Annotated in this window: 14 protein-coding genes; 1 reads left to right on the top strand and 13 read right to left on the bottom strand. The window is 48.0% G+C overall.

The window, feature by feature from the left end:
• Nucleotides 1-3 precede the first annotated feature (3 nt).
• The 5 genes from anfD to ACZ481_RS19595 all read right to left on the bottom strand — a co-directional run bounded on the left by anfD (nt 4) and on the right by ACZ481_RS19595 (nt 3,547).
• Complete coding sequence (gene anfD, locus ACZ481_RS19575; RefSeq protein WP_464767016.1) at nt 4-1,572, bottom strand: nitrogenase iron-iron protein, alpha chain; 1,569 nt, start codon at nt 1,570-1,572, stop codon at nt 4-6.
• A gap of 29 nt (nt 1,573-1,601) precedes the next feature.
• On the bottom strand, nt 1,602-2,429 hold the full coding sequence (gene nifH / locus ACZ481_RS19580) for a nitrogenase iron protein (RefSeq protein ID WP_464767017.1): 828 nt from the start codon (nt 2,427-2,429) through the stop codon (nt 1,602-1,604).
• Nucleotides 2,430-2,497: 68 nt separating this feature from the next.
• Complete coding sequence (locus ACZ481_RS19585) at nt 2,498-2,905, bottom strand: P-II family nitrogen regulator (RefSeq protein ID WP_464767018.1); 408 nt, start codon at nt 2,903-2,905, stop codon at nt 2,498-2,500.
• Between the two features lie 13 nt (nt 2,906-2,918).
• Nucleotides 2,919-3,245, bottom strand: coding sequence for a P-II family nitrogen regulator (locus ACZ481_RS19590; protein ID WP_464767019.1), 327 nt, complete (start codon nt 3,243-3,245; stop codon nt 2,919-2,921).
• A 59-nt stretch (nt 3,246-3,304) separates the two neighbouring features.
• Nucleotides 3,305-3,547, bottom strand: coding sequence for a hypothetical protein (locus ACZ481_RS19595; protein ID WP_464767020.1), 243 nt, complete (start codon nt 3,545-3,547; stop codon nt 3,305-3,307).
• A gap of 241 nt (nt 3,548-3,788) precedes the next feature.
• Between ACZ481_RS19595 and ACZ481_RS19600 the strand changes: the two genes are divergently transcribed.
• Nucleotides 3,789-4,034, top strand: coding sequence for a hypothetical protein (locus ACZ481_RS19600; RefSeq protein WP_464767021.1), 246 nt, complete (start codon nt 3,789-3,791; stop codon nt 4,032-4,034).
• Nucleotides 4,035-4,407: 373 nt separating this feature from the next.
• Here the strand turns inward: ACZ481_RS19600 and codY are convergent, their stop codons facing one another.
• The 8 genes from codY to ACZ481_RS19640 form a co-directional block, all read right to left on the bottom strand.
• Nucleotides 4,408-5,184: a GTP-sensing pleiotropic transcriptional regulator CodY gene (gene codY / locus ACZ481_RS19605; protein WP_464767022.1), complete on the bottom strand. Its 777-nt coding sequence runs from the start codon at nt 5,182-5,184 to the stop codon at nt 4,408-4,410.
• Between the two features lie 275 nt (nt 5,185-5,459).
• The gene (locus ACZ481_RS19610) at nt 5,460-6,287 is read right to left on the bottom strand and encodes a phosphoenolpyruvate hydrolase family protein (protein ID WP_464767023.1); all 828 of its coding nucleotides are present in this window, start codon (nt 6,285-6,287) and stop codon (nt 5,460-5,462) included.
• Between the two features lie 13 nt (nt 6,288-6,300).
• Nucleotides 6,301-7,518, bottom strand: coding sequence for a Tm-1-like ATP-binding domain-containing protein (locus tag ACZ481_RS19615; protein ID WP_464767024.1), 1,218 nt, complete (start codon nt 7,516-7,518; stop codon nt 6,301-6,303).
• A gap of 170 nt (nt 7,519-7,688) precedes the next feature.
• A complete protein-coding gene (locus tag ACZ481_RS19620) occupies nt 7,689-8,648 on the bottom strand; it encodes a sugar kinase (protein WP_464767025.1) in 960 nt (319 codons plus the stop codon).
• 96 nt (nt 8,649-8,744) lie between these two features.
• Nucleotides 8,745-9,599: an SDR family oxidoreductase gene (locus tag ACZ481_RS19625; RefSeq protein WP_464767026.1), complete on the bottom strand. Its 855-nt coding sequence runs from the start codon at nt 9,597-9,599 to the stop codon at nt 8,745-8,747.
• Nucleotides 9,596-10,645: a mannonate dehydratase gene (gene uxuA / locus ACZ481_RS19630; protein WP_464767027.1), complete on the bottom strand. Its 1,050-nt coding sequence runs from the start codon at nt 10,643-10,645 to the stop codon at nt 9,596-9,598. Before uxuA ends, ACZ481_RS19625 begins: the two co-directional genes overlap by 4 nt.
• 48 nt (nt 10,646-10,693) lie before the next feature.
• Nucleotides 10,694-11,962: a nickel pincer cofactor-dependent isomerase, group 22 gene (locus ACZ481_RS19635; protein ID WP_464767028.1), complete on the bottom strand. Its 1,269-nt coding sequence runs from the start codon at nt 11,960-11,962 to the stop codon at nt 10,694-10,696.
• 35 nt (nt 11,963-11,997) lie between these two features.
• Complete coding sequence (locus tag ACZ481_RS19640; protein WP_464770662.1) at nt 11,998-13,014, bottom strand: zinc-binding alcohol dehydrogenase family protein; 1,017 nt, start codon at nt 13,012-13,014, stop codon at nt 11,998-12,000.
• Between the last annotated feature and the right edge of the window lie 6 nt (nt 13,015-13,020).

Consider the following 13,020-nt stretch of genomic DNA (forward strand, 5'->3'; position numbering starts at 1 on the left):
TCCTTATACTGCCGAAAGCCTGTTAGACGCTGGCGGAAATACCGGATAGGTCCTGGTGCGCAACTCTGAGACCAGGTCATATTTGCCTGTATATTCCCGCAGGGTTGGGGAAGCGGTTATTTCCGGGCTCAAATTTACATCAGAGAGCATTTTCTGCGTAACAAACCCTTTATCGACAGGAATCTCATCTTTGCTGATATCCAGGCAGGCAAGCTGATGGATCGGTGAATAAATCGCATTATAGATGTCCCGGGCAAACCGGACCCAGCCTTCATAACCCTTCCAGGGACCGTTGTGATAGGCATGGGCATTAAGGTAGGGAACCCGGATTTTCTTGGCTACCTCGCCCGGCCGCTTGCCGGTAAAGATGATGTCGGGCTTTAGGGTTTCCATGGCTTCCAGACCTTCCAGCTCATTGGGGTCATCAATGGCCAGGGCCCCTTCCTCGCAGCGGGCAATGCCTTTTTCCATATCTCCCTGATGGCCGAATTTGGTATATACCGAGACGACCTCAACCCCCATCTCCTCATGAATCACGTGCGCCCAGTGCCAGAGCTTGGAGCCGCCCGGCCAGAGGCATACCTTCTTGCCCTGCAGGCGGGCTTTGTACCAGTCGAGCTCCGGTTTCCACCGGGCAGTGTCTTCATCAATAACAGCCTGGGCCCGGTCTTCGATGCCAAAGAATAAACCAACCTTCCGGAGTGACGCCGACAGCGGCTCAAAGCCAAAGCCGTCGATATCCAGCCGGGGCGTCCCATACCGCACTCTCAGCTCATTGCAGATATACTCGGCTGAGCGGGCGCATTCGAGGACATTCAGATCGGCCCGGTGCATCGCCCGCAGGTCGTCGTACGAGCCATTGCCGGTAAAGGTGGACAAAACCTGAATGCCCATCCGTTTAAAATAACTCTGCATAACCTCCTGGTCGCCCTGAATGTTATATTCGCCCACATAGTTGATGACGTAATCACTGGTGAATTCCGGTTCGACATTGCCTACCTTCTGATTGATCCAGGCAATATTGATCTTGTGATGTCCCCCCGACTGGCTCGGTCCGCCGAAGCCGGGTGAATTGCAGACAAAGATGTCTACTTCCGGCATTTCATCCATGACTTCCTGGGCAACGGCATTGATATCATCCCCGATCAGGGCCGAAGCGCAGGTTTGGTAGAGAGTCATCCGTTTTATAGCAGGAAAAGCCTGGAAAGCTTCAATAATGTTTTGTTTGAGGATTTTTTCCGCCCCGAACACAATATGTTTTTCCTTCATATCGGTCGCATACGTATATTTAAGCTGAAAATTATCATTATCGCTGATATAACGTTTGGTCTGCCAGGTATCGTAGGTGCAGCCGACAGGGCCGTGACTCATATGAATCACATCTTTCATGGGTGTACCGATAACGTGCTTGGCGCCGCAATAGGCGCAGCCCCGTTCCGAGATTGACCCCGGGATGGTATTAAGATATCCGAGCGGCAGGGCTGATGTCAAATCCTCGCCCTTTCCTTTTATCACAGCATGTTTTTTTCTTTCCGGGATGCACTTGCTGCATTCAAACTCATGATATGGCATGGATTTGTTCCTCCCTTACTTTTGTTTCATTAATCGGCAATGCCGTATTTCACAACCATGGCTTCCAGTTCATCCATACTGAGCGGTTTCGGAATAACAAAATCCGTATTCTCGATAATCTTTTTCGCCAGCTCCCCGTATTCACCGGCCTGGTTGCATTCAGCATCATACTCAACAACGGTTTTCTTATTGAACTCGGCCTTTTGCACAATATTATCACGCGGGACAAAATGAATCATTTTGGTGCCGATCGCAGCGGTAAACTCTTCCAGGAACTCTCTTTCCCGGTCTACCTTACGGCTGTTGCAAATGACCCCGCCGAGGCGGACACCGCTTTGCTTGGCATATTTAACAAGGCCTTTGCAAATATTGTTAGCGGCGTAGATAGCCATCATCTCGCCGGAAGCGACAATATACACCTCCTGGGCTTTGCCGTCCCGGATCGGCATGGCAAACCCGCCGCAGACAACGTCGCCAAGTACATCAAAAAACACAAAATCCAGGTCCGGTGTATAGGCGCCGTTTTTCTCCATCAGGTCAATGGCAGTGATAACCCCCCGGCCGGCACAGCCTACCCCCGGCTCAGGACCGCCGGATTCAACGCAGCGAATGCCCTCATACCCGGTTTTGACCACTTTATCCACGGTAATTTTTTCTTCGCCTTCATCACGCAGCATATCCATTAATGTCTTTTGGTTCATCCCGCCCAGAATCAGCCGGGTGGAATCAGCCTTAGGATCACAACCATGGATGAACACCTTTTTATCATAAAAGTGGGCCATGGCCCCGGCCGTGTTTTGCTGGGTAGTTGATTTACCAATTCCGCCTTTACCATATATCGCAATTTTTCTTGGCATTGTTAGCACGCTCCTTTAAAAATGTGATTTTTTCTTAAAGATAACAGTACGAAGGTTTTCGCTGCCGGTTACACAGCGTCCTCACCGGTTTCACCGGTCCGGACCCGAATGGCATCAAAAACCGGCAGGACAAATATTTTGCCGTCACCGACCTTATTATCGGTGCGGTTTACTTCGATAATTTTGGCAATGATTTTGGGTACATCCTCATCGTGAGCGAGAATGGTAAACAGCCGGCGGGGAAACAACCGGGTTCCATCCAGAAACTCGACAATGAACTTTTCCGTCCTGGCTGCATCGTCCTTAGACAGGGTCAGCAACATTTTCCGCCGGTCGGCAATCAGCGTCGGATCGGTAACCAGCCGGCCCCGTCCCAGCACTTTGATGGCGGTGAAACCGGCTACCCCAACTTCCACCAGCGCTTTTTTCGTGGCGCTGACTTTGTTCATCCTGATAACGGCAATGATCTCTTTCATCTTCCGCCCTCCCTTATAATCCGGCGGCACCGGTAGAGACAGTGTACACCTCTTCAACCGGGCTGATAAAAATTTTGCCATCGCCAAAGGCGCCCTCACCCGTGCTCTTGGCATGCTTGATGATCAAGGCTATCAGTTCATCTTTGCTGCCGGCAGGAACCGCCATCATAATTAGATTCTTGGGAATCTCATCATATACGACATCGCCGATTTTAATCCCCATCTGCTTGCCCCGGCCTACAACATCAACGACGGTGGCGGCATGGAAGCCGGCAGCCGACAGCTCGGCAAGCAGTTCGTCTTTTTTCTCCGGTCTAACAATGGCTCGAACCATGATCATAGCGATCTACCCCTTTATTTTTTTTATAAACATTGGGCTGCAAGCTTCTTCTATCCCAGCTACACTTTAACGAACAGGCAGGGCGATAGCAGACGGTCAATTGAGGCTACTGCTTTCTTGATTTCTTCCCTATCGGCCAAAGAAATCAGCTCCGCCTTACAGGCAAGTTCACCTTGATTATCTCTGGCTTTGTCTTTAGCGTGTGTGGCCGAAAACAAAATTCCCGCTGCAATAACGCTTTGTTCATCAGAGCTGCCGCCGCCGGTATGTTTTTTATCTGTGTACAATGCCTCCTTTGCCATAGACTATTCCTCCTATTTTTGTTCTTGAAAAAAGAAAAGCAACTTGTTATAATAAAATGGGTAAATTAAATAAACCTGGTGTCACTGGGAATAAAAGATTTGCCTGTGCTTCATGGGTATTCGTGGTACCCATGAAGCTTTTATTGCGGTATGGCTGCTGACCTGATACAAATCACCTCCTTAACCGGCTAATTTCTCGTTTAAACTTTTCAACACAATCAATTTTTTTAAGCTGCATTGCTTGGAAAAACTGACTGTGGTGATAAGTTTATTTGCTATTGATGATTTTTTTCATAATGTAAAAATGGGTAACCCAAATAAACCTAGTGTCACTGGGGTTTGCCAATGGTTTTCCATCTCGCTGAACCTGCGTCTGCCGGATATTCGTGGTATCCTGCAGACTTTTATTTTACTGTCTGCGGGTAAAAAAAAATCAACCAACCGCACCTTAAGACGGTTAATTGATACCCCGTTGTACCTAAATTAGTATTTATACATAAGATACATCAAATCCGGACTATAGTCAATAATATTTTAGCAAATAAATATCTTTTTTCACAACATAACCAAATTAAAACCATTTTAAAAGTTCCCCGCCATAATGTTTTAGTTTGTTTATGTTAGTTTTTATTCTTTTGTGTTTACTTGAGATATACTCCATCGGCTTATTATATTTTTGCAGAAATATAGTAAGAAAAACGTAAGCCTAGCATTAATGTAATGTTTTTTTAATATTTAAACTATTGAAACAAAAGACTAAATTACATTCCCCGCTGGCTCTGCAACCTGAAAACAACCAAACCCGTCTTAGTTGCGGTTTGGTTGTTTTACTGTCCGGACCAATTGGGGCAAACCAGGGCTTAGTTTTTTTTCTTTTTTAATTCGCCGATTAGATGAGCATTAAGAATCCGGATATTGGTGCCTTTCATTCCCAGCGATTTGGACTCAATTACGCCGGCACTCTCCAGTTTTCTCAGGGCATTGACAATAACCGATCTCGTGATCCCGGCCTGGTCGGCGATTTTGCTGGCTACCACCAAATCCTCATCCCCCTCGACGGCACTGAGAATATTTACAGCGGCATCCAGTTCGGAATAGGAAAGGGTGTTTAAGGCAACCTGGACGGTGGTTCGCCGGCGGGTTTCCTCCTCCATCTTGTCCACCCGGCCCCGGAGCAGGTCCATACCAAGCATTGTAGCCCCATACTCAGCCAGCATAAGATCATTTTCGGTAAACTCCGCATGAAACTTGGCAATAACCAGCGACCCCAGCCGCTTGCCAATGCCAACAACCGGTACCACCAGCGAATACTTTTCCCCCACATGGCATTGCAGCTGGTCAGTAAATACGCAGCAGCCCTCTTCCAGACGGATATTGGTGGTGGTCTCACGGACACTGCGCAATACTTTCATATACTCTTCCGGGAACTGGCGTTGATCCAGCACATCTTCCAGTATGGTGCCGCACTCAAAGCTTTCATACAAAGCATGGCCGAGAATGAGGCCCTCTTTGTCAATCAGGTACACATTGGCTGACATGAATTCGCTGAGCAGTCTGGTAACCTTATTGTAATCCACCTTTTCCGATTCCTGGAGCAGTTTATTTATTTCCCGCGTCTGGCTTAATAATGTCGTCACGGTACAAGCCCGCCTTTCTCGCTAATATTTTTGAACCTATATCAAATCCCTGTAAGGTTAGATTGTTTTCATCACCCCTGATTTTCTTCTGGATTATATTCTATTTCTCATAAACCTGCAGAACTCCTGCCACATCCGACAAGATTTGGCAGGAGTTCTACTTTTTTTCCGCAATTTCTCTAAACTTGCCCTAACAAATTAATGATTCTATGCTGATGTTGTTACATTTTGTATTACTATGAAGTCCTAAAAACCTCACTGCCGCTTCGCGGATTCTATTTTTTTATCGCTTTAAAGGCCTCTGTTTGCTGCTTAATCCCCACTTCTGTTGCAAACCGTTCAATACTGGAAGCACCGAAGAACCCTTCCACAGCCCGGGTATTAGCAATAATATACTGGGCATCTGCCGGTTCGGCGATAGGACCGCCATGACACAGGACAATCAGCTCCGGGTTTACGGCTTTGGCCGCATCGCAAATAGCTTGTACCTTCACGACACAATCAGCGAGGGTCAGCGCGGTCTGGGCCCCGATTGTGCCTTTGGTCGTTAAGCCCATATGGGCCACGATAATATCGGCGCCGGCCCTGGCCATTTTTACCGCCTGCTCGGGATCAAATACATAAGGAGCAGTCACCATATCCAGTTCATGGGCCTGACGGATCATTGCCACTTCCAGGTCATAGCCCATGCCTGTTTCCTCCAGGTTTTGCCGGAATACACCGTCAATGAGGCCTACGGTCGGGAAGTTCTGGACACCGGCAAACCCTTGCTCCTTTAGCTGCTTGAGGAATACTTCCATTATACGGAACGGGTCAGTACCGCACACGCCGGCTAACACCGGGGTGTGCTTAACCACCGGCAGCACCTCGGCCCCCATTTCCACAACAATTTGGTTGGCATCGCCATAGGAAAGCAGTCCGGCCAGCGAGCCCCGGCCTGCCATTCTATATTTCCCCGAATTATAAATAATAATTAAATCAACACCGCCGGCTTCGCCGCTCTTAGCCGATATCCCGGCGCCGGCGCCGGCACCGACAATAATTTTTCCGGCCGCGATTTCCGCTTTTAATTTTTTTACTACTTCTTGTCTTCTTGGCAACATAAAAACCCGCCTCCTATTTTTGTTTCTCCCTTAGCAGCCTGAGCAAGGTTTGTGCAGCTGCCGTAGAAAACTCAGGATCATTAATATTGGCCTCCACCGCAATGATTTCAACAAGCGGATTGGTGATATTCTCTTTGAGTGTCGCAAATAATATGGCATCCTCTTCCGGACCATAAAAAGGCTGGCCGGGGGCATCAATCATGGATACCCCTTGCAGCGGCAGCAACAACGCTGCCTTGCTCCGGCACAGGTTCAGCTTGCCGGCAATAACCAGGCCTAATTGCCTGTTTTCTGCCGCCGTGGTCCGCATCAGGGTCACGGTTGGATTGTGTTTATAAAAGTTACGGCCGCTGTATTTGTCCGGCACCGTGGCAATCGGTCCGAAATTCACCATATCCAAAGCCCCGACAGAAACAACCTGGGGGATCTGATTAAGGGCGGCAGCTTCCAGACGGGTATCGCCGGCTGCCATGTTGCCTCCCATAAGTTGATCACACCATTCAGTTGTGGTAATGTCGAAAACGCCCTCAATATAGCCGTCCCTGATCAGCCCTTCCATGGCTTTCCCGCCTGTTCCTGTTGCATGAAAGATTAGCACTTCATAACCTTGCTGCTCCAAAATCTCTCTGGCCTGATTTACACAGGGTGTTGTGACCCCGAACATGGAGGCGGCAATCAGCGGTTTCTTGGCCAGCACCTGATTCACTTCAAACTTTACCATACCGGCGATAGCCAGCGCGGCATTGGTAAAAATCCTGGTTGAAATCGAATTTAAACCGGCAACATCCACAATGGAAGGATACATAAAAATATCACTGGTGCCAACATACATCGACACGTCCCCGGCGGCCACGGTGGAAACCATCACTTTCGGCACGCCAATCGGCAAAGCCCGCATGCCCGGAGTTACCAGCGAGGTGCCGCCGCTCCCGCCGCAGGAGATGATCCCGTCGAACTTGCCGGCCGCATACAGCTGCGGCAGTAAGATTTCCAGTCCCCGGGAGAGAACATCGGTCGCCTGCGCCCGGTCTTTACTGGCGGCGATAGCTTTGATATCAGCCCCCACCAGGGCGGCAATCTCCTCATTGGAAACATCGGTTGCCAGCTTTGCTGGAAATACGCCGGTATGGATCATAAATGTCCGTAAGCCCAGACTTTGAATCAGCTCCTGCAGATAGGCAAACTCGGCCTGCTTGGAATCAAAGGTCCCGGCAATAGCCACTGTTTTCATCCAATCCCTCCTTGCATTATGTTATTGTCGTATTGCTCAACTTTTATCTTCTCATAATAAAACAATACCGTATTTTCAGATAAAATCATATATATAATTGTCTGATTTTCATGCGTTTATGTATTGTTCAGGAACTCTATCATCTAACTTTGTCAAGGTGCTGGTTAATTTTAAGAATCACATTTAGCGGAAATTAAGTACTCTTCTAATTGAATCTTGGTGGGGTATCCTTCTACATCCCCCTTAACCATAACTGCCAGAGACCCAATAGCATTTCCACGAATTACAGATTCATGTAAGGAATATCCCTCCAGTAGTCCAGATATCACGCCAACTGCAAAACCATCCCCTGCTCCGACTGTATCTATAACCCGATTAACGGAAAATGCCTTTGCATAACCCACTTTAACGCCTGTCTCATCCTTAAAAGAGTAATATGTACCACGTACACCATCTTTCATTACAACGTACTTATTACCCATGTCATGGAATATTTCAGATACTTTATCAAAGTCGGACACACCTGTCATAATTTCAGCTTCCGCCAGACCAGGAAGAATCAAATCAGTCTCTGCCGCAATTTTCATTAATGTTTCTTTTGCCTGTTGTCTATTCCATAGCTGTAATCGTATATTAGGATCAAAAGACACTGTGGCTCCTTGCCGTTTCGCCATTCCTATAGCTGAGAGAGTAGTATTAAAGCAATTCTCTCCTAATGCAGGAAATATTCCAGTAATATGAAGTAATTTTGCGCTGGAAAAATAGTTCTCATCCAGATTTTCCGGTTGATACTGACTTGCAGCAGACCCTTTGCGATAATAATAAACCTTTGGGTCTCCAACTTCGTTTAATTCTTTAACAAGAAGCCCTGTAGGATAGTGGTCTGAAAAAATCACCTGACTAGTATCCACGCCTTCACCGCGGATAGTATTACGTATATATATTCCAAAAGGATCTTGTCCAAGCGAACTTATCCATCCCACCTGATGTCCTACTCGGGAAAGACCTATTGCTACATTGGAATCTGCCCCCGCTATCTTACGAGAATAATTAGTAACAAACTGTAATGAATCACTCTGGTCAGCAACCATCATTACCATGCTTTCGCCAATAGTTATAACCTCTGGCATAAAAACCTCCAAACTCAAGTGGATTGAAAATAGAGATATGAACTTGTTTCATATTGTTGAAACAAGTTCATATCTATCAATCGCCTTAAAATTTTTTTAAACTCCGGAATATGCAGAAAAGCCGCCATCAACCGGCACAACCACTCCGGTTATAAAACCTGCCGCTTTTTCGCTAACCAGCCACAATAATGTTCCAACTAATTCCTGACTTTTACCAAATCTTTCTAATGGGGTTTGTGATATGATTTTTTGTGCGCGCTCTGTCGGCGAACCGTCTGCATTAAGTAATAGCGATCTATTTTGCTCTGTCAGGAAAAATCCAGGAGCAATTGCGTTTACTCTAATACCTACTCTGGACATGTGCACGGCCAGCCATTGGGTAAAATTACTAATCGCAGCTTTGGCACCACTATATGCAGGTATCTTAGTTAATGGAGTAAAGGCATTCATGGAAGATATGTTGATTACAATGCCATCTTTTTTTTGTGCCATATCTTTTGCAAAAACCTGAGTTGGCAGCAACGTTCCGATAAAGTTAAGATCAAAGACAAATTTTATCCCAGCCGGATCCAAATCAAAGAAGGTGACCAGTCCCTTCTGGTCGGTCAGGTCTTCTGTAAACAAATACTCTTTACTGGTTGTCCCTTTCGGGTGGTTGCCGCCCGCCCCATTAATCAGGATATCGCAGGTGCCAAAAGCCTGGGTCACCGCATCTTTGGCCGCCAGTAAACTGTCGGTGTCAAGCACATTGGCCTCAACGCCAATGGCTTTGCCGCCGCTGGCGTTGATTTCCCCGGCTACTTTGTCGGCATTGGCTTTGTTTACATCTAAAATGGCAACTTGGGCTCCACATTGGGCTAAGGCTTGGGCAAATGTGCTGCACAAAACGCCGCCGCCGCCGGTAACAACAGCTACTTTATTTTTCAAGTCTATCTGAAACGGTAAGTTCATTTGCATTTCCCCTTTTCTAAAGCTTCCCAGATTCCGGTTAGGTAGATGGCGCCCAGTGCCCTGTCATACAGCCCGTAACCGGGCCGGCCGGTTTCTCCCCAGATCATCCGGCCGTGATCCGGCCGGACATAGCCGGTAAAACCGACATCATGGTAGGCTTTCATAATTTCGTACATATCCAGCGAGCCGGCCGAACTAAGATGAGCCGATTCTTCAAAGCTATGCTGACCGGTAATCTTGACATTGCGGACATGGGCAAAATGAATTCTGCCCATACCGCCGAAATGACGGATGATTTCCGGCATATCATTGTCCGGGCTTACCCCCAGCGAGCCGCTGCAAAGCGTGAGCCCATTATACGGACTGTCAACCAGCTTGACAAAGCGCTCCAGATTGGCTTTGTCGGTTATAATCCGGGGCAAACCGAAGATAGACCAGGGCGGATCATCCGGATGGATGGCCATTTTGACCTTGACTTCTTCCGCCGTCTTAATGACCCGCTCTAAAAAGTATTGTAAGTTAGCCCAGAGAGTTTCTTCGGTAATTGTCTGGTAGGTTTCCAGCAGGGCTTTCATACCTTCCTTTGTATAGCTGGTATCCCAGCCAGGCAGGTTTAAGTCGCCGGTTAAGGGATTCATTTTAGCTACCGTCTCTTCCTTGTAGATGAGCGCGGTTGAGCCGTCCGGCAGCACATAATCGAGCTCCGAGCGGGTCCAGTCAAACACCGGCATAAAATTATAGCAAACCACCTTGATGCCGGCTTTGGCCAAATTGCGCAGTGTCTCGCAATAGTTGGCAATATACTGGTCCCGGGACGGCAATCCCATTTTGATATCTTCGTGCACTGGTACGCTTTCAATAACCTCCAGTTCAAGCCCATGCCGTTCCACTTTATTTTTGAGTGCCAGAATTTTTTCCAGCGGCCAGACCTGGCCGACAGGCACATCATAGATAGCGGAAACAACACCGGTCATGCCGGGGATTTGCCTGATATATTCCAGCGTAACTTTATCGTTGCCTCCATACCAGCGAAATGTCATTTTCATGTAACTACCCCCCTGTAAAATCGACTATTGGAATAAAGCTGCCACCCATTACCAGAGATTGCCTGCGGCATCAAACGGCATAGCCTGCGGCTCTTCCAGGATTTCGATATTGGATATATGCCGCGCTTCGGCCAGCATGGTCTCGGAAATATAAATATATTCGATATGCAGCGAATTAGGAATCCGTACAATCCTCGGGTTTTTAATATCTATCTCATTGCAGGTTTTTAGGGCAGTTTGAATGGCTTCTTTGTCACTTTTTAAGATCATGGCAATTTTAACACAGTTAACAACAGTGGACGTGATAGCATTCGGATAGGTTTTTTCCAGATCCGCTTTATTGAACAGCCGACGGGTAATCAGGTCGGCTGCGCCGATCCCCACGGCATTGCCGTGGGACTCTTCGCTTAAGTCCAGCACCACCACCCGCTGAGCCTTAATCCCGCCGGTGGCGTACGGTGTGGAAAACGTACCGGTAATATTGGGGTCCATCCCATCGCCGGAATAGTTTTTGCCGATTCTATCGACAATTAAAACATCCGTCTGATCAAATAAGATTGTAGGCATCAGGGTTTTGGCTTCCTGTAATAAGCCAGGCTCCGCTGCCGCAATCTCTTCTTTGGCCAGCGCCACGACCTTACAGGTTTCATCAAAAGGATTTTCTAAAGTGGCCACACCAAACAGAATATTGGCATTCGCCAAAATAGCGTTGCCAAACAGCGGCACAAGTTTGGCCATATGCTTAAAACCGGCGGCATGGCAGGTGTCGGCGCCTTTTTGCTTACCAAGACCAATTGTCAGCATTTTCATGAGTCCTGACTCATACTGCCCCCGAAAGCAGGTATGGGGCTTTATCCGGTTCACCACGATAATACCGTCGGCTTCGGCCGCATACTTGTCAATAAATACCGGGTGCTGCTCGGCCGTAAAACCAATCTGCTTGGTTTCCATCGTCGCCCGGACCGGACAACCGCAAAATTCCTCCGTTATACCGTAGCTGGTTAACACCTCGATCTGCCCTTTGTCAGTAGCCCCGCCGTGACTGCCCATGGCCGGGATGATAAAGGGATACGCACCCTGCGCTTTGGCAAAACTCACTATTTCCCGGAGGATCAGCGCGATATTGGTGACACCTCGGCTTCCCCCGGTTATCGCAATCGTCATACCCGGCTTGATCGTGCCGCTGATTTTCCCCTGCAGCAGTTCTGCACGTACGGCCGCCCGCACATCTTCAAGCTTGGGCCGGGAGAAAATCTGTCTTACTTTCACCATTTTTGGTATTGGGATATCTTTAACTAAATCACTGACAACGCCCATACTTACTCCCCCTCCGTTAGAATAGGGATGGCAGCCTAAATAACGGCCACGACTTTGATAAACTTATCCGGCTGCTTGGCAATGTCAACAACCGCTGCCGGAATTTCATCCAGGGTAACCACTTTGCTGATTAATGGCTCCACATTGACTTTCTTAGTCTGAATCAGTTCGATTGCCTCGGCGAATTCCCCGGCGCTGGTTCTGGAACCTACAATATCCAGTTCTTTTTTGGTTATCATGGCTGTATTTAACGGAATTTCAGCATTCGGCCAGCCAACCAGTGAAATCCTGCCGGCGTATGACACATAATCAAACAGACTTTGGATAGCAGCTTTGGCACCGGAAGCCTCAATAACAACTTCGGCCATTCTGCCCTTGGTAATCTCCTTGATTTTCTCCACTGCGTTTTCTGTCACAGGATTTACCGTATACTTTACGCCCAGGCTATGCGCCAGCTGCAGTCTTTCCGCAATAAGGTCCATAACGATAGGCATCGCCCCATAGCTGACAGCCACCTGCGCCGCCAGCAGCCCGATGGCGCCGGCACCGATAATGAGGACATGCTCGCCCGCCTTTACCCCTGGCCTGTGATTGGCATGCAGCGCGATGGTCAGCGGTTCGATCATGGCTACATGCTTCCAGGCAAATTCATCAGGCACTTTGCTGATTAAATCAACGGGATGGGAAAAATACTCGGTCATGCCGCCGTCAACATGGACACCCAAAACACGTAAGGTTTCGCAGCAGTTGATCCGTCCCAAACTGCAGGGATAGCAGTGATTGCAGGGAATATACGGTTCCACAATGACCTTATCGCCCGCTTCAATCCCCTTGCTGTTTTCCCCAATCTCGACCACTTCACCGCCCACTTCGTGACCAATAACCCGGGGATAGCTTACTAATGGGTTGGTACCTTTAAAGGCGCCGATATCAGAGCCGCAGATCCCTAAGGAGCGAACTTTAATAAGCACCTCACCAGCATTCTGCCTCGCGGCCTTAGGCATGATTGCAATGCCAATTTCATTAGGTTTGTTCATTTTTACAACCTTCATCACAAA

It is taken from the genome of Sporomusa intestinalis, assembly GCF_055383785.1.